Annotated in this window: 20 protein-coding genes; 13 read left to right on the top strand and 7 right to left on the bottom strand. The window is 62.2% G+C overall.

The window, feature by feature from the left end; genetic code table 11:
• Positions 1-13: 13 nt before the first annotated feature.
• The 7 genes from D886_RS0107210 to paaY form a co-directional block, all read right to left on the bottom strand.
• A complete protein-coding gene (locus D886_RS0107210; RefSeq protein ID WP_081717473.1) occupies positions 14-2,404 on the bottom strand; it encodes a TonB-dependent receptor in 2,391 nt (796 codons plus the stop codon).
• Positions 2,405-2,519: 115 nt separating this feature from the next.
• Positions 2,520-3,368 carry a FecR family protein gene (locus tag D886_RS0107205; RefSeq protein WP_027593256.1) on the bottom strand — a complete coding sequence of 283 codons (849 nt, stop codon included), beginning with the start codon at positions 3,366-3,368 and terminating at the stop codon, positions 2,520-2,522.
• Positions 3,365-3,886, bottom strand: a complete 522-nt coding sequence (locus D886_RS0107200) for an RNA polymerase sigma factor (protein WP_033694012.1) — start codon at positions 3,884-3,886, stop codon at positions 3,365-3,367. Before D886_RS0107200 ends, D886_RS0107205 begins: the two co-directional genes overlap by 4 nt.
• A gap of 88 nt (positions 3,887-3,974) precedes the next feature.
• Entirely contained in the window at positions 3,975-5,189 is a 1,215-nt protein-coding gene (locus tag D886_RS0107195) for a type II toxin-antitoxin system HipA family toxin (RefSeq protein ID WP_027593254.1), read from the bottom strand.
• Positions 5,189-5,650 carry a transcriptional regulator gene (locus D886_RS0107190; protein WP_256214955.1) on the bottom strand — a complete coding sequence of 154 codons (462 nt, stop codon included), beginning with the start codon at positions 5,648-5,650 and terminating at the stop codon, positions 5,189-5,191. The genes D886_RS0107195 and D886_RS0107190 overlap by 1 nt, the downstream gene beginning before the upstream one ends.
• A gap of 18 nt (positions 5,651-5,668) precedes the next feature.
• Positions 5,669-6,592: a phenylacetic acid degradation operon negative regulatory protein PaaX gene (gene paaX, locus D886_RS0107185; RefSeq protein ID WP_177323886.1), complete on the bottom strand. Its 924-nt coding sequence runs from the start codon at positions 6,590-6,592 to the stop codon at positions 5,669-5,671.
• Positions 6,593-6,669: 77 nt separating this feature from the next.
• The gene (paaY, locus tag D886_RS0107180) at positions 6,670-7,269 is read right to left on the bottom strand and encodes a phenylacetic acid degradation protein PaaY (protein ID WP_027593251.1); all 600 of its coding nucleotides are present in this window, start codon (positions 7,267-7,269) and stop codon (positions 6,670-6,672) included.
• A gap of 355 nt (positions 7,270-7,624) precedes the next feature.
• Here paaY and paaF point away from each other — a divergent pair, with 355 nt between their 5' ends.
• The 13 genes from paaF (at position 7,625) to D886_RS0107115 (ending at position 19,679) form a co-directional block, all read left to right on the top strand.
• Positions 7,625-8,398 carry a 2,3-dehydroadipyl-CoA hydratase PaaF gene (paaF, locus tag D886_RS0107175; RefSeq protein WP_027593250.1) on the top strand — a complete coding sequence of 258 codons (774 nt, stop codon included), beginning with the start codon at positions 7,625-7,627 and terminating at the stop codon, positions 8,396-8,398.
• A gap of 35 nt (positions 8,399-8,433) precedes the next feature.
• Complete coding sequence (gene paaG, locus D886_RS0107170; RefSeq protein WP_027593249.1) at positions 8,434-9,225, top strand: 2-(1,2-epoxy-1,2-dihydrophenyl)acetyl-CoA isomerase PaaG; 792 nt, start codon at positions 8,434-8,436, stop codon at positions 9,223-9,225.
• Between the two features lie 2 nt (positions 9,226-9,227).
• Positions 9,228-10,745: a 3-hydroxyacyl-CoA dehydrogenase PaaH gene (gene paaH / locus D886_RS0107165; protein WP_027593248.1), complete on the top strand. Its 1,518-nt coding sequence runs from the start codon at positions 9,228-9,230 to the stop codon at positions 10,743-10,745.
• Positions 10,738-11,178, top strand: a complete 441-nt coding sequence (gene paaI, locus D886_RS0107160; protein WP_027593247.1) for a hydroxyphenylacetyl-CoA thioesterase PaaI — start codon at positions 10,738-10,740, stop codon at positions 11,176-11,178. Before paaH ends, paaI begins: the two co-directional genes overlap by 8 nt.
• Complete coding sequence (pcaF, locus tag D886_RS0107155) at positions 11,171-12,391, top strand: 3-oxoadipyl-CoA thiolase (RefSeq protein WP_027593246.1); 1,221 nt, start codon at positions 11,171-11,173, stop codon at positions 12,389-12,391. The genes paaI and pcaF overlap by 8 nt, the downstream gene beginning before the upstream one ends.
• 111 nt (positions 12,392-12,502) lie before the next feature.
• Positions 12,503-13,822 (top strand): phenylacetate--CoA ligase PaaK, encoded by a 1,320-nt coding sequence (gene paaK, locus D886_RS0107150; protein WP_027593245.1) that lies wholly within the window; start codon positions 12,503-12,505, stop codon positions 13,820-13,822.
• 228 nt (positions 13,823-14,050) lie between these two features.
• Entirely contained in the window at positions 14,051-15,040 is a 990-nt protein-coding gene (gene paaA / locus D886_RS0107145) for a 1,2-phenylacetyl-CoA epoxidase subunit PaaA (protein ID WP_027593244.1), read from the top strand.
• 25 nt (positions 15,041-15,065) lie between these two features.
• Positions 15,066-15,347 (top strand): 1,2-phenylacetyl-CoA epoxidase subunit PaaB, encoded by a 282-nt coding sequence (paaB, locus tag D886_RS0107140; RefSeq protein ID WP_004374528.1) that lies wholly within the window; start codon positions 15,066-15,068, stop codon positions 15,345-15,347.
• A gap of 8 nt (positions 15,348-15,355) precedes the next feature.
• Positions 15,356-16,114 carry a 1,2-phenylacetyl-CoA epoxidase subunit PaaC gene (paaC, locus tag D886_RS0107135; RefSeq protein ID WP_027593243.1) on the top strand — a complete coding sequence of 253 codons (759 nt, stop codon included), beginning with the start codon at positions 15,356-15,358 and terminating at the stop codon, positions 16,112-16,114.
• Entirely contained in the window at positions 16,101-16,634 is a 534-nt protein-coding gene (gene paaD / locus D886_RS0107130; RefSeq protein ID WP_027593242.1) for a 1,2-phenylacetyl-CoA epoxidase subunit PaaD, read from the top strand. The genes paaC and paaD overlap by 14 nt, the downstream gene beginning before the upstream one ends.
• 15 nt (positions 16,635-16,649) lie before the next feature.
• The gene (paaE, locus tag D886_RS0107125; protein WP_027593241.1) at positions 16,650-17,726 is read left to right on the top strand and encodes a 1,2-phenylacetyl-CoA epoxidase subunit PaaE; all 1,077 of its coding nucleotides are present in this window, start codon (positions 16,650-16,652) and stop codon (positions 17,724-17,726) included.
• Positions 17,727-17,811: 85 nt separating this feature from the next.
• Complete coding sequence (locus D886_RS0107120; protein WP_027593240.1) at positions 17,812-18,120, top strand: DUF485 domain-containing protein; 309 nt, start codon at positions 17,812-17,814, stop codon at positions 18,118-18,120.
• Positions 18,117-19,679 (top strand): cation acetate symporter, encoded by a 1,563-nt coding sequence (locus D886_RS0107115; RefSeq protein WP_027593239.1) that lies wholly within the window; start codon positions 18,117-18,119, stop codon positions 19,677-19,679. Before D886_RS0107120 ends, D886_RS0107115 begins: the two co-directional genes overlap by 4 nt.
• Positions 19,680-19,704 lie beyond the last annotated feature (25 nt).

Below are 19,704 nucleotides of genomic sequence, written 5' to 3'. Positions count from 1 at the left end.
GAGGCCCTACCGATCACCACTGGTGGGTATAACTTGCCGTCAAAACGGTGCCTGGCGCAGGCAAATGGCTGGTGTTGTTACTGTTGCGCATCAGTTGACTGTACAGCGGATAGTAATAACGATTGAACAAGTTCTGGACGCCCACGCTGATCTGATCATGCTCACTCAGCTGGTATTGGCTGATGATATCCACCGTGGTGTAGCCATCTACCCTGCGTCTGCCAAAGCTTTCGACACCTTTGAGGCGGTAATCCTCAGCACCGAAGTAAGTCGCCTGCACGCGATGGTTCCAATCCTCGTCTGGCTTGTATTGAAGATACGCTGTCAGTTTCACAGGTGGAATGCGATAGCCTGTCATGTCTTGCCAATCGCCACCGTCTGGTTGCTCGCGCCCTTTCATCCAAGTGAAGCTCCCCCCTGCCCCCCAATGCTCGTCGCTGGTCAACCAGTCAGCGCTGCCTTCAACGCCATAGATGCGCTCCTGAGTGCGGGTCAGGATCAGGCCATTGTTGAAGCTCTGAACATCACCCAGTTTTGATGTGGTGTAGAAAACAGCCAGCGACGCCAGGGTCTCCTCGCCCAGCTCGCCGCGCCACCCGAGTTCGTAGTTATTGGTCTTGACCGGCTCCAGGTTGGACGAGCCAATATCGAAACCACGGCGTGCGTTACGCAGCTGCACGCCAATGTCAGGTAACTGGAAGCCTTGGCTGAAGGCGGCATAAACCGCCTGGCCGCTGACGGGCGAGTAAGTCAGGCTGATATTGGACAGCAATGCATCGTAATGGACTTTGCCGCCTTCCACCGTGGCGGGGTTGGCGGTGCTTGATTCAGACAGCGGAATGAAGTCCCCGTATTCGGCGGTGGCATATTCATAACGGATGCCGCCTTCCATGGACCACTGCTCGTTGAAACGGTGCTGTAACTGTGCAAACGCACCTACGCTGCGTGACGTCAGGTCAGGCATGTAGCTCAACTTGCCGATTTTATTGAATACCGTTCCGCCGCTCGCATCAAACGCTTGCGGGTCGAAGATATCGATCGGCATGTCGCTGCGCTCCTGGTTGAAGTCGCCGCCCCACAACAGTTCGGTATCTGACCCGCCGATCGGGGTTCGCAAGGTAATGCGACTACCAACGACTTCGCTGTTCTGCATGACTTGATCGACATTGCGCCCACGTGTGGCAACGCCACGGGCATCGAAGGGCGTGAAGCGGGTGAAATAGTCGCGGTAGTAAAGCTGGGCATTGAATGTTCCCCCGAGCACTTCCGAGTGACCGTATTCAAGGTTCACCAAGGTGTTCTTGATCTGGTTCTGTTCGTCGAGTGACAACCCGGACAACGGTTGTGCGGGTACGGAACCAGGTGGCAATCGGCTGACCGCTGGGTCGGCGGTATAGTCACTGTTTTGCTCGGCGTTGTAATGGCTGAGGGACAGCTGAATACGTTGCAGCTCGTCGATGCGCCAACCAACCTTTCCGCCAATGTTGTAGCTGTTGGAATCGAACAGGTCACCTTGGCTAGGCTCGGGCGCAATGCGGTGCCCTTTGGCATCGTAAGAGGCGCCGATATGGCGTGCACCGAAATCGAATGCGTAATCCAGTGCACCCTGCGCGCCGGCAACATGATGCTGCAACTGCCCTCCCAGGCCATCGCTGTCCACTTGGCTCAAGGGCGAAACGCCCGTTAGCGTGGTCTCGGCCATTTGCTCGCCGCCAGCGGGCCGCGTGGTGATGGAGATGATCCCTCCCGTCGCACCGGCGCCGTAGATAGCGCTACTGCCGCGAATCACCTCGACGCGCTCGATCAATGCAGGGTCAATATTGGCCAAGTTTCGCGAAGAGTCGCGGTTGGTGTTCAGCGGCACGCCGTCGACCAGGACCAGCATCGTACGGCCGCGCAGCGTTTGCCCGTAATCGGTGATGGTACGGCTGGAGTCGGCCATCCCAGGGATGCTTTTGGCCAGCAGCGTCGCCAGCCCATCAGAGCCCTGGCGCAATTGCTTCAGTTGCTCGCGTTCGATCACATTGACCTGGCGTGCCTGCGGTACTACACCGCTGGAAAGCCGAGAGGACGTGATCTCCGTGCCTGCCAGTTCAATGGTGCTGGCGGTCGTAGACGGCGCATTACCTGACGCTGCTTCGTTTGATGGTAAAACGATGAAAGTCCGCTCATCACGCGGCTGGACGACCAGCCCACTCTGCTCGAGCACCTGACCCAGCGCCTGCGCCACTGTGTAACGCCCATGCAGCGCCGGCGCCTGCTTGCCCGCAGTCAGCTCGCTGGAAAACAGCACTTGAGCACCTGTTTGGCGAGCCACTGCATTCAGCGAGCTTTCCAGCGTTGATGCAGGAATATTGAAGTCGACAACCACCATGGTTTGCGCGAACGACCACTGGCTGGCCATCAAGGTGCTGGTCAAAATCGAAACGTGCCAAGGTGTACGCAGGAAGAGCTGACTCACTTGTTATTCTCCAGGAGATGAGGTGCAGAGAGTTAGCCGCTTCGTGACGGCCCCAACCCTACCTCGTTGGAGAATTATTTTTTTCCGCTTGGGGCTGAATGCGTACGGCCCCGCCTTCCCTGCTCAGCTTCACCGGGAGAATCTCTGGCAGTAACGCCAACAGCGTTTCGACGCTGTCGCTGCTGAAAACACCTGAAAGCGGCAATTTGCCGACATCAGGGTCCGTCAGTTCGATCGGCTGGGCGTAATACCGTTGCAGTGCAGCAACCACCTCAGCCAGTGGCGTACCGGCGAAAACCCAGCGGCTTTCTTGCCAGGCGGTGGCGTCTTCGGCATTGCCTTTGACAACCTCACCGGGGATGCCCTGTTGCACGACCACCTGCTGCCCAGGCATGAGCAGCGAGGTACGGTCCGCCGCGCGCCCTGTGACTGCCACCTTGCCTTGCGCAACGGTAACCCGCACGTCACCCGCGTACATGTTGACGTTGAATCGGGTGCCGACCACGCGTATGTCGGCGTTGCCTGCATCGACCAAGAACGGCCGATAGTGCATGGGCGAAATGTCGAATAAGGCCTGGCCACGCACCAGTGCCACTTGCCGGGTGCGCAAATGCCAGCTGACGCGTACCTCAGTGCCCCCATCCAGCTTGATTTTGCTGCCATCAGCCAGCTGTATCGCCTGGCGTTGCCCCACCTGCGTGACAAAGTGTTCGTTGCGGTACGCAGGATCCTTCCAGGCCACACCTGCGGCCAGGGCCAGCAATACTAGCGGGAGTACCTTGCTGCCTTTGCGGGGCTTGCGGGCAGGTGGCGAGCTGGGTAAAGGGAAGCGCTGCTTCAAGGTCTCGCGACACTCGGCCAGCGCCTCATCGACTGCAGCATCGTCTTTGTTTCGTGGACGGCTCACTGCGCCACCTCGGATTGCAGATGTTCACGGCAAGCGATCATACCGACGCGCAAATGCTTTTCTACGGTTTTCAGCGAGATCCCCAGGCGCTGCGCGACTTCAGCCTGGGGGACCTCATGCAGCTTGTGCATGATGAACACGGCCTGGCAACGCGGCGGCAATCGGGAAATAGCCGCAATCAGCCTGTCCAGTGTCTTCGCCGCGTCGACATGGCGCTCCTGTGGCGCTGCGCTACAGGCGACGTCGGGCAGTTCTGCCACGGCGACAATCAAGCTGCTGCGCCGACGCTCGCGGCGGCAATGCGAGATGGCGTTGTCGTGGGCGATCTTGCGTAACAGCGCCAGGGGCTTGCGCACCCCTTCTTTCTCGTCATCCTCCAGCAACTGAACACACAGGTCGTGAACGACTTCACGCGCGAACACCCGCTCGCCGAAGCGTCGGCGCACATGATCGACCAGGTCGTCGTAGTGACGGACCAGGGTGGCGAGCAAGGATGGCTTTGGAGGATCTGCCTGCACGGTAGCGATAACAGAGAGGAAATGAGATGCAAGTATAAATGGGAATGCATGTCATTTGAAAGCAGTGTCACCCGCCTCCGCCTTCTTCTTAACCGAGCATGCGAACCGAGCTCACCGCATCAACCGCCATGTCCAGGTCGCTGCCGGTAAGCACCTGCGCGTAATACGCCTTCAGTTCGTCCTCCCAGCCCGCCACCTCCACCAGCAGATGCTCTGCATGCTCCCGCGTCAGGGCAAAGTGCGCGTGATGGCTGAGCATATTCGCGCGGCTAATCTGGCTGCCTTCCCGGCCAACTGCCATGGCCAAGGTCTGTGCGGGGCCTTCTTCAAGCATGGGCAGCACGTCGTACATGGGCGACAGGCGCCACCCGCCGTCAACCCAGATCACCGCATGGTTGCGTGGATGGTCGTCGGAGTTGCCCACCAGGGCGTTGTAGCACATGCGCTTGAACAGCGCCTGCAGGTCGGTCTCGGGCACACCTCGGCGGCGCATTTCATCGGCCACAGCAGCATAGCGCCAATCCCGATGGTGCGCGCCGTTCCACTCTGAATCCAGCAAGGTCAGCGCGCTGAGCATCGGGATACGTCGGGCACCTTGTGCAATGGGCGTGCGGTCGAAGCGTTCGATCAGCAACGTCGAAGGGGTTTCAGCATGCAGCGCGGTCTTGGCCACGTTCAAGCCCTTCCCTGCGGCGAATGTCATGCAGGCGTATTCGATCGAGGGCAGGTCATAATGGTCGAAGCGATCACGCGGCTTGGCCAGAATCAGCATGCCGTTATCCTGCAGCGTACGTTTTGGCCGTGCGCCACCCAGGGCCGAACGCTGTTGGCGCACGTTGAGGGTGGCCACCGACTCAGCGTCGAGCTGGCCGTCGTACACCGCTTCGCACGCAGCGACGAACTTGGCCAGGCCTTTCAAGGTCGGTACTGCGCCATCGCCCAGGCCGGGTGCGGGCGTTGTTGCGCCGCCTGCCATCAGGTTGCCTACGCGGTCGTTATTGGGTGACTTGAGCAGGAAGTCGAGGGGGCCGAGTTCTTGGCCGTACGCCCGATGCAGCAGCCGCTCGCCCCAGCCATCGGGCATGGCGTCATTGATGAAGCCGGGTATGCCGCGGTTCTTGGCGATGCCGGTGTAGGCCTCGGCGCGTAACGGGTAATTGATTGGGTCGGGGACCCAGCCGCCGCGCGCGACGTGGTCAGGTGCATAAAGAAATTCACCGAGCTTGCCTTTGAGGGTCAGCCGGCCAAGGGTCATGACTTCACCTGTCTCGGGGTGCTCCATATAGATGTAGGCACGGGGCATCAGAACTCCTCAGGCTTGGGTTTGGCCAGCCGCACGCGGCGGGATGCCAGGCTCTGGTGGGCATCATCGTCATCACTGAACCGGGTGATCTGGGAGGTTTGCTCTATGCCTTCCAGCGAGGCGAAAACGGTTTCGCTGATACCCAGGCGCCACAACACCAGCATGAATGAACGCAGGTCGACGAGCGCCGAGCCGCCTTCGATCTTGCGAAGGGTATGCGCGGAGACGCCGATGGCAGCGGTAATGTCCGCTTGGCGCAGGCCGAGTGCTAGGCGCCGTGCCTTGACCAAAAGGCCGATTTTACTGAGGGTATCGGCGCAAGCGACTGGAAAAAAAGTCGTCATAAGGCTCGCCATGGTTAACGTTAACTGAGTTAAGGTTAACCATAGCACACTTAAAGATTTTATAAGAAACTCATAATGCTCATCTTGGTAAGCATTATCTTGAATAAGGTTAACCAAGGTTAACCTTAATAATCGCTATGCAAGACCACCAAAGCGCTTGTAAAAACTTTCATTCACGTCAGGCAGTGGGCCGTCAGCCGTTTCAAGCGCACTATTCAACCACTCTTCAGCCTTGGCAAACACCAGCCGATACAGGTTGCGACACAGCTGCCGTGCTGCCCTGCCCTCCCAATCACCTGGCAGCAACTCATCAGGCAGTTGCGGGTCGCGCAGCAGCAGCCGACGGTACTCGTGAATCAGTAGCGTGCGTGCCAGGAAGCAATCCTGCGCATCGAACTGCGGTTGCTCTTTAAGGCCCTGCCACAGCGGCCTGAACAACTGGATGAATTCACTGTACTGCTGCCCCAGCTCGTCGATACGCCAACTCTCGCGCACTTGCGCGCGCATGGCCTTGGAAGCAAGCACTTCCTGGGTGTGCGTTTCAAACACGATGCTGTCATCACTGGCCTCCAGCTCGCGCAGGGTTGCGGCCAAGTCCGCGCGGTCAGCACGGGGGCAGCCCATCACGTTGGGCGCCATCACCCCGAAGCCCTGCCATTCCAGCTCCTCACGCAGGGTTTTGCGCTTGCCGGCTTCCAGTTGTGACAGCAGCACCAGGGTCCAGGCGCCATCCCATGCGGGTTGGCTGGGGCTGTAGACACGCTTGAACGCTTTTTCGAAGCGCCGACGGCCAGTGCCCGTCAGGCTGTAATAGCTGCGTCGGCCGACTTTTTCGGCGGTCAGCCAACCTTCCTTGGTCAAGCGGAAGATCGAGGTGCGGATCAGCCGTTCGTTGATGCCGATCGGCTCCAGCAGGTTGATCAGGCTGCCCAACCACACCGTGCCACCATGCGGTTCGATAGCGTCGCCGTACAGGGTGATGATCAGCGAGCTGGCGCGGATCGGCGTCTGTTCCTGAAAACGAGTGATCAGGTTGTTCAGTGGGGCAAGTGTGCTCATGGAGGAACTGTGCGCGGGGAAAGCACCGACTATACCTGCGCGGCGGGTTGCCTGGCCATTGCGTGACACGGACAGGCTCATGCCGGCGCCTTGCCTTTGGGCCGGATGCCGGAGTCACCCATGCGCGGGCGACCCTGCTCGGCTTCGGTCAGCGGTGGGCATTCGACAAGCGCGGTCATGCAGCGCTGCGTCAGGTGCTGATACTCCGCCGTGCCGCGCTGCTTCCAGGCCAGCTCCTGGTCGGTCAGCGGGCGCTTGACCTGTGCCGGGCTACCCACCACCAGGCTTTGTTCGGCGCATTCGAACCCCGCCTTGACAAAGGCCGTGGCAGCAACGATGCAGCGCGGGGCTACATGGGCACCATCCATTACCACGGCATTCATGCCTACCAGGGCATCTTCGCCCACGCGGCACCCGTGCAGCACCGCGCCGTGGCCGACATGCCCATTGCGTTCTATGACCGTATCGCCCCCCGGAAAGCCATGCATCACGCAGGTGTCCTGCAGGTTGGCGCCCTCCTCCAGCACGATGCGGCCGAAGTCGCCCCTGAGTGAGGCCAGCGGGCCGACGTAGCAATGAGGGCCAACGATGACATCGCCAATCAGCACTGCGCTCGGGTGCACATAGGCAGTTGGGTGAACCACGGGGGTCAGGCCTTCTAGCCGGTAGCAAGGCATGGCAAAGCTCCTGAAATGATTTGAAATGTGACGAATCCTTGTATCACAAAAATGTTGCGCGTCAATTGTGCGAATGCCTGTATCGCTTTGTTGCCAGCCTTATTTGCATGCTGTTTTTGCAGTAAAAGCCCTATTTATCTGAGGATGAATCGTTAAATCACTTTTTTGAATAGCTCATCTTTCGCGCAGAAATCATCACAAAGAGATACGTGAAACACTTTTTGATGTTGCTTTGGTGTATCGCATAAGGCATATACTGTCCGCACCTGAACGTGGTGCAGCCCACGTCCCTGCAAACAATTCCAAGAAATGCCGGCCAATCGATGTGCCGTGCGAGCAGCCAGAGGAACCCGATATGCCTCGTTATCTCGATGCGCAAGCGCCGGAGCACGGCGTCCGGCTCATCACCCTGCAACGGCCAGAAGCGCTGAATGCTCTGTGCACAGCGTTGCTGGCCGAGCTGGCCAGCGAGCTGGATGCCGCCGAGCGTGATGATCAGACCCATGCCGTGGTGATTACCGGCAGCCGCAAGGCGTTCGCCGCCGGCGCCGACATTGGCGAGATGGCCGAGCGCGACCTGGTCGGCATCCTCAATGACCCTCGCGTTGCGTGTTGGCAACGGATAGCCGCGTTCTCCAAGCCGCTGATCGCCGCCGTTAACGGCTACGCCCTGGGCGGCGGTTGCGAGCTGATGATGTGCGCCGACATCGTCATTGCGGGCAGCGACGCCCGTTTCGGCCAGCCGGAGATCAACCTCGGCATCATCCCCGGCGCTGGCGGCACCCAGCGCCTGCTGCGCGCGGTTGGCAAGCCGCTGGCCATGCACATGGTGTTGACCGGTGAAGCCATCAGCGCCCAGCACGCCTTGCAAGCCGGCCTGATCAGCGAAATCACCCAGCCGGAACTGGCCGTGGAGCGGGCCGTGCAAGTGGCCCGCATTATCGCGGCCAAGGCGCCGCTGGCAGTGCGCCTGGCCAAGGAAGCCTTGCTCAAGGCCGGCGATACCGACCTTGCCAGTGGCCTGCGCTTCGAGCGCCACGCGTTCACCCTGCTCGCCGGCACCGCCGACCGCAATGAGGGTATTCGCGCCTTCCAGGAAAAACGCCAGGCCCGGTTCAAAGGCTGCTGAGCACCTCCCCATTCGACTGACCAAGCGAGTCTGCCATGACGTTCGAACACATCCTGTTTTCCATCGAGGACGGCGTTGCCCTCCTGTCGCTGAACCGCCCGGAGCAGCTGAACAGTTTCAACACGCCCATGCACCTGGAAGTGCGCGAAGCCTTGAAGCAAGTACGCCAGAGCAAAGATGCACGGGTGTTGCTGTTGACTGGCGAAGGCCGCGGCTTCTGTGCAGGCCAGGACCTGTCTGATCGCAATGTCGCGCCAGGGGCCGACATGCCGGACCTGGGTGAGTCCATCGATAAGTTCTACAACCCACTGGTGCGCACCCTGCGCGATTTGCCGCTGCCGGTCATCTGCGCCGTCAACGGCGTGGCTGCGGGCGCCGGGGCCAATATTCCGCTGGCCTGTGACCTGGTACTGGCCGCCCGTTCGGCCAGCTTCATCCAGGCCTTCTGCAAGATCGGCCTGGTGCCGGATTCTGGCGGCACCTGGCTGCTACCACGGCTAGTCGGCATGGCGCGGGCCAAGGCGTTGGCGATGCTGGGCGAACGCCTTACGGCCGAACAGGCCCAGCAATGGGGGTTGATCCATCGCGTGGTCGACGATGCCGCGTTGCGCGACGAGGCCCTCACCCTCGCCCGCCACCTCGCCACGCAGCCCACTTACGGCCTGGCCCTGATCAAGCGCAGCCTGAATGCCAGTTTCGATAACGGGTTCGACCAGCAACTGGAACTGGAGCGCGACCTGCAGCGCCTGGCTGGCCGCAGCGAGGACTACCGCGAAGGCGTAAGCGCTTTCATGAACAAGCGCACGCCTGCGTTCAAGGGGCGTTGAGCATGAGCGCACTCGACCGCAACACCCAAGTGGCCGTGATCGGTGCAGGCGCCATGGGCGCAGGTATCGCCCAAGTGGCCGCGCAAGCCGGCCACCCGGTCAAACTCTACGACAACCGCCCCGGCGCCGCCGCTCAGGCAGTGGCGGGTATCGATCGTCAGCTCGCCCGCTTGGTAGAAAAAGGCAAGTTGCCTGCGGGCGAGCGGGAAGCGATCGTCGCCCGCCTGTGCCCAGCCGACACCCTCGACACCCTGGCCGATGCCCGCCTGGTGATCGAAGCCATCGTTGAAAACCTGTCAGTGAAGCAGGCCTTGTTGCACGAGCTTGAAGCGCTGTGCGCAGACGACTGCATCCTGGCCAGCAACACCTCGTCACTCTCGATCACCAGCCTGGCCGCTGGCTTGAAGCGCCCACAGCAAGTGGTGGGAATGCATTTCTTCAACCCGGCACCGTTGATGGCCCTGGTCGAGGTCGTTTCGGGGTTGGCTACCGACCCTGCCGTGGCCGCCAGCCTTTACGACACCGCCAAAGCCTGGGGCAAACAGCCGGTGCATGCCCGCTCAACGCCGGGCTTTATTGTCAACCGTGTAGCCCGGCCGTTCTACGCCGAGAGCCTGCGCCTGTTGCAGGAAGGTGCAGCCGATTGCGCCAGCCTGGATGCGCTATTGCGTGACGCCGGCGGCTTTCGCATGGGGGCCTTCGAGCTCACCGACCTGATCGGCCATGACGTCAACTATGCCGTCACCTGTTCGGTGTTCGAGGCGTTTTATGGCGATTTCCGCTTCCAGCCTTCGCTCGTGCAAAAGGAGTTGGTGGATGCCGGGCGCCTTGGCCGCAAAACTGGCCAAGGTTTCTATAGCTACGCCGAAGGCGCCGAGCGCCCGCAACCTACAGCGCTGCAAAGCACGGCGCAGGTTGAGTCCTGCGTTATCGAGGGGCATCTGGGCGCCATGCAGCCCTTGGTCGAGCGTTTGCGCGACAGCGGCATCGCCGTGACCGAGCGCGCCGGCAGTGGCGTGATCCAGGTCGGCGATGCCACGTTGGCGCTTTCCGACGGCCGCCTGGCCACGCAGCGTGCCCGCGAAGAAGGCCTGCGCAACCTGGTACTGGTCGATCTGGCCCTGGACTACAGCACGGCTTCCCGCATTGCGATCAGTTGGTCTGCCGACACCACCCGTGAGGCCCGCGACCAGGCCGTTGGCTTGTTAACCCGCGCCGGCCTGAAAGTGACCGCAGTCGCCGACCTGCCTGGCCTGGTCGTGCTGCGTACGGTGGCGATGCTGGCCAACGAAGCCGCCGATGCCGTGTTGCAAGGTGTTGGCTCGGCAGCCGATATCGACCTGGCCATGCGCGCCGGCGTGAACTACCCCTGCGGCCCGCTGGCCTGGGCCTCGCGCATAGGCATAAGCCAGACCTTGCGTGTACTCGACAACCTGCAGCGCAGCTACGGCGAAAGCCGCTATCGCCCTTCCCTGCTATTGCGCCGCTGCGAAGCCCAAGGAGGCAATCTGCATGACTGAAATCGAGCTGGCACAAGCCTGTGCCGATGCCATGTTTTCCCGCGATCACGCCACCCAAGGGCTGGGCATCAGCCTGCTCGAAGCCGGCCCTGGCCAGGCGCGCCTGCGCATGCCGGTGCGCGCCGACATGATCCAGGGCCACGGCACCTGCCACGGTGGCTTCCTGTTCGCCCTGGCGGATTCGGCCTTCGCCTTCGCCTGCAACAGTTACGACCAGGCCACCGTGGCCCTGGGTTGCAGCATCGACTACCTGGCGCCGGCACTGCGCGACGACGTGCTGACCGCCACGGCCAGCGAAGTCAGCCGCAAAGGCCGTACCGGCCTGTATGACGTTCGCATCGAGAACCAGCGCGGTGAGCTGGTGGCGATGTTCCATGGCAAATCCTACAAAGTACGCGGCACGGTGCTCGCGCAGGAGACACAAGATGACTGAACACACCCTGGCCGATGCGCTGATCATCGACGCCGTGCGCACGCCGATCGGCCGCTACGCCGGCGCCTTGAGCGGCGTGCGCCCCGACGACCTGGCCGCCATCCCGCTCAAGGCCCTGATCGCCCGCCACCCGGAGTTGGATTGGGCAGCAGTGGACGACGTAATCCTCGGTTGCGCCAACCAAGCCGGTGAGGACAACCGCAACGTTGCCCGCATGGCCAGCCTGCTGGCGGGCCTGCCGATCGAGGTGCCGGGCACCACCCTCAATCGCTTGTGCGGCTCTGGCATGGACGCCATTGGCAACGCGGCCCGTGCCCTGCGCTGCGGTGAAGCCGGGCTGATGCTGGCCGGCGGCGTGGAGTCGATGTCGCGCGCGCCGTTCGTCATGGGCAAATCGGAGCAAGCCTTTGGCCGCGCCGCCGAACTGTTCGATACCACCATCGGCTGGCGCTTCGTCAACCCGTTGATGAAGGCCGAACATGGCACCGACTCGATGCCTGAGACGGCTGAGAACGTCGCTGCCCGTTTCGGTATCTCCCGTGAAGACCAGGACGCCTTCGCCCTGCGCAGCCAGCACAAGGCTGCCGCCGCCCAGGCCCGAGGCCGCCTGGCCCAGGAGATCGTGCCGGTCGAAATCCCCCAGCGCAAAGGGCCGGCCAAGCGCGTCGAGCACGACGAACACCCGCGTGGCGACACCACGCTGGAGCAGTTGGCCAAGCTCGGCACGCCGTTCCGCGAGGGTGGCAGTGTCACCGCTGGCAACGCCTCTGGTGTCAACGACGGTGCCTGTGCACTGCTGCTGGCGAGCAGCGCAGCGGCCCGGCGCCATGGCCTTAAAGCCCGCGGGCGCATTGTCGGCATGGCTGTGGCCGGGGTCGAGCCGCGCATCATGGGCATCGGCCCGGTGCCGGCTACCCGCAAGGTGCTCGAACTCACCGGGCTGTCGCTGGCCGACATGGATGTCATCGAGCTAAACGAGGCCTTCGCTGCCCAAGGCCTGGCGGTATTGCGCGAGCTGGGCCTGGCCGACGACGACAAGCGGGTCAACCCGAACGGCGGCGCCATTGCCCTGGGGCATCCGTTGGGCATGAGTGGCGCGCGCCTGGTCACCACCGCACTGCACGAACTGGAAGAAACTGCCGGACGCTACGCCCTGTGCACCATGTGCATCGGCGTTGGCCAAGGCATCGCCATGGTCATCGAGCGCCTCTGACCAACGGCTTGTTACCGAACACAACGCAGCCGGTTATGCTGCGCCCATGACACTCACCGCCCGGCTGCGAACCCGCGCCGGTCGGCGTACAAGAACAATTCGAGTGAAGCCATGAACATGTACCATGATGCCGATCGTGCCCTGCTTGACCCTATGGAAACCGCCAGCGTCGACGCCCTGCGCCAGCACCAATTGGAGCGCCTGCGCTGGAGCCTGAAACACGCCTACGACAACGTGCCGCTGTATCGCAAGCGCTTCGACGAATGCGGCGCGCACCCCGATGACCTCAAGTCGCTCGACGACCTGGCCAAGTTCCCCTTCACCGGCAAGAACGACCTGCGCGACAACTACCCGTACGGCATGTTTGCCGTGCCCCAGGAAGAGGTCGTGCGCCTGCATGCCTCCAGCGGCACAACGGGCAAGCCGACCGTGGTCGGTTATACCCAGAACGACATCGACACCTGGGCCAATGTGGTCGCCCGCTCGATCCGCGCCGGCGGCGGGCGCAAAGGCGACAAAGTGCACGTTTCGTACGGTTATGGCCTGTTTACCGGCGGGCTCGGCGCGCATTACGGTGCCGAACGGCTGGGGTGCACGGTCATCCCAATGTCCGGTGGCCAGACCGAGAAGCAGGTGCAACTGATCCGCGACTTCCAGCCCGACATCATCATGGTCACGCCCTCTTACATGCTCAACCTGGCCGACGAGATCGAGCGCCAGGGCATCGACCCGCACGACCTCAAGCTGCGCCTGGGCATCTTCGGTGCCGAGCCCTGGACCGACGAACTGCGGCGCTCCATCGAGCAGCGCCTGGGTATCCAGGCCCTCGACATCTATGGCCTGTCGGAAATCATGGGGCCCGGTGTGGCAATGGAGTGCATCGAAACCAAAGATGGCCCGACCATCTGGGAAGACCACTTCTACCCCGAAATCATCGACCCGGTTACCGGCGAGGTACTGCCGGACGGGCAATTGGGCGAGCTGGTATTTACCTCGCTAAGCAAGGAGGCGCTGCCGATGGTGCGCTACCGAACCCGTGACCTGACCCGCCTGCTGCCAGGCACCGCGCGGCCGATGCGGCGGATCGGCAAGATCACCGGGCGCAGTGACGACATGCTGATCATTCGTGGGGTCAATGTGTTCCCGACCCAGATTGAGGAGCAGGTACTCAAAATAAAACAGCTTTCAGAGATGTACGAGATTCATCTGTATCGCAATGGCAACCTGGACAGTGTCGAGGTGCACGTGGAGCTGCGTGGCGAATGCCAGGCGATGGACGAGGGCCAGCGCAAGCTGCTGATCGGTGAACTGACCAAGCAGATCAAGACCTACATCGGCATCAGCACCCAGGTGCGACTGCAGCCCTGCGGCACGCTCAAGCGTTCTGAAGGCAAGGCGTGCCACGTGTTCGACAAACGGTTGGCCAGCTGACTTATCAGCTGCCTTTTTACGGCCCCGGCTCAGTCCGGGGCTTTTTTTTGCCTGCCCTTTCGCAGTGCAAGGCTGCTCCTACAGGTGGTGCGCGCCCTTGTAGGAGCAGCCTTGTGCTGCGAAAGGTCCGCAAAGCGATACATAAATCTTATTCGATACACATAAAACTGTTTGACGTTATGTTTTGTATCGCTTACAAATGACTCATGCCTTAGCAGGAGTCGGAACATGTACGCACAGCTAGTCGAAACCGGCGTCAAACGCGTCAAGTCCCTGGACGAAATGTCGCCCGAAGAGCGCGACTTCCAGAAAAAGATCGATGCCGAGATCAAGATCGAAGCCAAAAACTGGATGCCCGAGGCCTACCGCCAAACGCTGATCCGGCAGATCTCCCAGCACGCCCACTCGGAAATCGTCGGCATGCTGCCTGAAGGCAACTGGGTCACCCGCGCCCCAAGCCTGAAACGCAAGCTGCAACTGATGGCCAAGATTCAGGACGAAGCCGGCCACGGCCTGTACCTGTACAGCGCCATGGAAACCCTCGGCGCCGACCGCGACGAAGAGATCGCCAAGCTGCACAGCGGCAAGGCCAAGTACTCGAGCATCTTCAACTACCCGACCCTGAGCTGGGCCGACATGGGCGCCGTAGGCTGGCTGGTCGATGGCGCTGCGATCGTCAACCAGGTGGTGCTGCAGCGCACCTCCTACGGCCCCTACTCCCGCGCCATGATCCGCATCTGCAAGGAAGAGAGCTTCCACCAGCGCCAGGGCTACGAGCTGCTGCTGACCATGATGCGCCACGGTACCCAGGCTCAGAAGGACATGGTTCAGGACGCCATCAACCGCCTTTGGTGGCCATCGTTGATGATGTTTGGCCCCAGTGACGAGCACTCCCCCAACAGCGCCCAGTCGATGGCGTGGAAGATCAAGCGCCAGACCAATGATGAGCTGCGCCAGCGCTTCATCGACCAGACCGTGCCACAGCTCGAGCTGCTCGGCTGCACCGCGCCCGACCCGCACCTGAAGTGGAACGAAGCCCGCGGCCACTACGATTTCGGCGACATCCAGTGGGACGAGTTCTACGAAGTCATCAAGGGCAACGGCCCCTGCAACCTGGAACGTGTCGCCACCCGGCGCAAAGCCATCGAGGACGGCGCCTGGGTACGCGAGGCCGCCGTGGCCTATGCGCGCAAGCAACAGAACAAGAACGCCGCGTGAGCGGCGATTGATGCGGAGATCGAAAATGTCTGTCTGGACCCTCTACGAAGTGTTCGTGCGCAGCAAGCACGGCCTGAACCACAAGCATGTCGGCAGCGTGCATGCCGCCGACGCCGCCATGGCCATCGAGAATGCCCGTGAGCTGTACACCCGCCGCAGCGAAGGCGTGAGCCTGTGGGTGGTGCCATCGGCGCTGATCACCGCCTCCTCCCCTGACGAGAAAGACCCGCTGTTCGCCCCCTCGGACGACAAGGTCTACCGCCATGCCAGCTTTTACGAGCTGCCCGACGAAGTCGGACACATGTGAGGTTGGCCATGCATAAAGAAGCGCTTATCCCCTATTTGCTGCTCCTGGGCGACAGTGCCCTGGTGCAGGGCCAGCGGCTCTGTGAATGGTGCGGCCACGCACCGGCCATCGAGGAAGAACTGGCCTTGATGAACGTCGGCCTCGACCTGGTCGGCCAAGCCCGCAATTGGCTGGACTACGCCGCCGAATTGCTCGACGACGGCCGTGACGCCGATGCCCTTGCCTACCGCCGTGACGAACGCGCCTACCGCAACCTGCTGCTGGTCGAACAACCCAATGGCGACTTCGCCGTGACCATGACCAAGCAGTTTTTATACGACGCCTGGCACTTCGCGGTGCTGCAGGGCCTGGCTGCGTCCCGCGATGAGCGTATCGCCGGCATTGCTGCCAAGGCACTCAAGGAGGTCACCTACCACCTGCGTCGCTCCGGTGAGTGGGTGCAACGCCTGGGCGGTGGCACCGACGAAAGCCGTCGGCGCATGCTAGACGCCATCCCAGCGCTGTGGCGCTTCACCGTTGAACTGACCGCGGGTAGCGACAGCGAAGTTCAGCTGGCCGAAGCCGGCATCGCTGCTGACCCGGCCGCCGTCGGCGCGGCCTGGCTCAAGCAGGTAAGCGCGATTTTCGACTCGGTCGAGCTGCCGCTGCCCAAAGCCGCCAGCTATTTCTACCTGGACGGTCGCAAAGGCCTGCACACCGAGCACCTGGGGCTGTTGCTGGCCGAAATGCAGTTCCTGCCACGGGCCTACCCCGATGCGACCTGGTGAGCTGATCGCCAGCGACCTCGGCGCCCGTGCCGCCCGAGGCGACGACCTGGCCCGAGCCTGGGCGGTGCTGGAGCAGGTCATGGACCCGGAAGTGCCGGTGGTGAGCGTGGTTGACCTGGGCATTGTCCGCGACCTGGACTGGCGCGCCGGCCACTTGCACCTGGTCGTCACGCCAACCTATTCCGGTTGCCCGGCGACCGAGGTGATCGAGGCCGATATCCGTGACGCGCTGCAACAGGCCGGTTTTGCTGCCCCCGCACTGGAGCGGCGCTTGACCCCGGCCTGGAGCACCGACTGGATCAGCGACCTGGGCCGCCAACGCTTGCGCACCTATGGCATAGCGCCGCCCGAAGGCAGCACCAGCAAGCGCAGCCTGCTCGGTGAGGCGCCCCAAGTGTGCTGCCCGCAGTGTGGCAGCGCGCATACCGAACTGCTCAGCCAGTTCGGCTCCACGGCTTGCAAGGCGCTGTACCGCTGCCGCGATTGCCTGGAGCCATTCGACTATTTCAAATGCATTTGAGCCGTGGAGAACACCATGAGCCAGTTTCACAGCCTGACCATCAAGCAAGTACGCAACGAGACCCGCGACGCCGTGTCCATCGTCTTTGACGTACCCGAGCACCTGCAGACGCAATTCCGCTTCACCCAGGGCCAGTACCTGGTCATGCGTACCCAGCTGGATGACGAAGAAGTGCGTCGTTCCTATTCGATCTGCAGCGCCGTGCAGGACGGCGAGCTGCGTGTGGCTGTCAAGCGCGTGCCAGGCGGGCGTTTTTCGGCCTTTGCCAATGAAGTGCTCAAGGCTGGCCAGCAACTGGAGGTGATGCCGCCGTCGGGCAGCTTCTTCGTGCCGCTCGACCCCGCCCGCGAAGGCCACTACCTGGGCGTTGCCGCCGGCAGCGGCATTACGCCGATCCTGTCGATCATCGCCACCACCCTGGCCACTGAACCGCACAGCCGTTTCACCCTGCTCTACGGCAACCGCTCAAGCTCCGGTGCGCTGTTCCGCGACAAGCTCGAAGACCTGAAAAACCGTTACCTGGACCGCCTGAACCTGATTTTCGTGTTCAGCCGCGAGCAGCAGGACGTCGACCTGTACAACGGCCGGATCGATGCCGACAAATGCGGCCAGCTGTTCTCCCGCTGGCTGGACGTCGCCACGCTGGACGCTGCGTTCATTTGCGGCCCCCAGGCCATGACTGAAACCGTGCGTGACAGCCTGCAGGCCAACGGCATGGCCAAGGACCGCATCCACTTCGAACTGTTCGCCGCCGCGGGCAGCGAAGCGCGCCGCGAAGCCCGTGAAGCTGCGCGCCAGGTGGATTCGGCGCTCAGCCATATCACCGTGATCAGCGATGGCCGGGCGCTGAGCTTCGACCTGCCGCGCAACAGCCAGAACGTGCTGGACGCCGGCAACGCCATCGGCGCCGAACTGCCGTACTCGTGCAAGGCCGGCGTGTGCTCGACCTGCAAGTGCCGGGTGATCGAAGGCGAGGTCGAGATGGACAGCAACCATGCGCTGGAAGACTACGAAGTGGCGGCGGGGTATGTGCTGTCGTGCCAGACCTACCCGGTGAGCGACAAAGTGGTGCTCGACTTCGACCAGCTCTGATACCTGGCCCGCGTTGAGGCCCTAAGCACCACCGCAACACCTGTGTGACCTCAAAAACAACTACAACACCAAGAGATCGCTTGCCATGACCCCCGAACGCATAGAAAGCATCGCCAACCATCCCGACTTCCAGCACCTGGTCCGGCGCAAACGTCGCCTCAACGGCACCCTGACCCTGGCCATGCTGGTGATCTATTACGGCTTCGTCCTGTTGGTGGCGTTCTCCCCCAGCACCCTCGGCCAATCGCTCAGCGGTGGCGTGACTACCGTCGGCATGCTGGTGGGCGTGCTCATGGTGCTGCTGTCGTTCGCCCTCACCGGCATCTACGTGCACCGCGCCAACAACGTGCTCGACCCGCTGAACGACAAGGTCAAGCAGGAGTGCGCGCAATGAACTGGACTGCCATTTCGATGTTCATGGTGTTCGTCTGCTTCACCCTGCTGGTGACCCGCTGGGCCGCATTGCGGACCCGCTCGGCGAGTGACTTCTACACCGCTGGCGGCGGCCTGACCGGCATGCAGAACGGCTTGGCGATCGCCGGCGACATGATCAGCGCAGCGTCCTTCCTGGGCATCTCGGCCATGATGTTCATGAACGGCTACGACGGCTTGCTCTACGCCCTGGGCGTACTGGCCGGCTGGCCAATCATCCTGTTCCTGATCGCCGAACGCCTGCGCAATTTGGGCAAGTACACGTTTGCCGACGTCGTGTCCTACCGCCTGGCGCAAACCCCAGTGCGCCTGACCTCGGCATTCGGCACCTTGGTCGTCGCGCTGATGTACCTGGTGGCCCAGATGGTCGGGGCCGGCAAGCTGATCGAACTGTTGTTTGGCATCAGTTACCTGTACGCGGTGATGCTGGTCGGGGTGTTGATGGTCGCCTACGTGACCTTCGGCGGCATGCTGGCAACCACCTGGGTGCAGATCATCAAGGCCGTGATGTTGCTGTCCGGCACCAGCTTCATGGCGTTCATGGTGCTCAAGCACTTTGGCTTCAGCACCGAAGCGATGTTTGCCAGCGCCGTGGCCGTGCATGCCAAGGGCCAGGCGATCATGGCGCCGGGTGGCTTGCTGTCGAACCCGATCGATGCGATTTCCCTGGGCCTGGGCATGATGTTCGGCACTGCGGGCCTGCCGCATATCCTGATGCGTTTCTTCACCGTCAGCGATGCCAAGGAAGCGCGCAAGAGTGTGTTCTACGCCACGGGTTTCATCGGCTACTTCTACTTGCTGCTGATTGTCATCGGCTTTGGCGCCATCGTCATGGTCGGCACCGAGCCGTCCTACCGCGATGCGGCAGGCGCGATCATCGGCGGCGGCAACATGGTCGCGGTGCACCTGGCCCAGGCGGTGGGTGGCAACCTGTTCCTGGGTTTCATCTCTGCCGTGGCCTTCGCCACCATTCTTGCGGTAGTGGCAGGCCTTGCGTTGTCCGGCGCTTCGGCGGTTTCCCACGACCTCTATGCCTGCGTGGTACGCAAAGGCCAGGCCACTGAACAGGAAGAAATGCGTGTCTCGCGTATCGCCACCCTGGTGATCGGCTTGCTGGCAGTGGTGCTGGGGCTGGTGTTCGAGTCGCAGAACATCGCCTTCCTCTCCGGCCTGGTACTGGCCGTGGCTGCATCGGTCAACTTCCCGGTGCTGCTGCTCTCGATGTTCTGGAAGGGCCTGACCACCCGTGGTGCAGTGTGCGGCAGCATGGCCGGTTTGCTCTCGGCCGTGGCGCTGGTGGTACTCGGCCCGGCAGTGTGGGTCAACGTGCTGCACAACGAACAGGCGCTGTTCCCTTACAGCAACCCGGCGCTGTTCTCGATGAGCCTGGCGTTTTTCGGCGCCTGGGTGTTCTCGGTCACCGACACCTCCGCGCGTGCCAGCGAGGAGCGTGGTCGCTACCTGGCGCAGTTCATTCGCTCCATGACCGGTATCGGCGCTGCCGGCGCCAGCAAGCACTGATTTCGAGAACAACCATGTCGGGTAC

The sequence above is a fragment of the Pseudomonas sp. LAIL14HWK12:I7 genome, from assembly GCF_000483465.1.
In the GTDB taxonomy this organism is placed as follows: domain Bacteria; phylum Pseudomonadota; class Gammaproteobacteria; order Pseudomonadales; family Pseudomonadaceae; genus Aquipseudomonas; species Aquipseudomonas kermanshahensis.
This window is presented reverse-complemented; position numbering and strand designations above follow the sequence as displayed.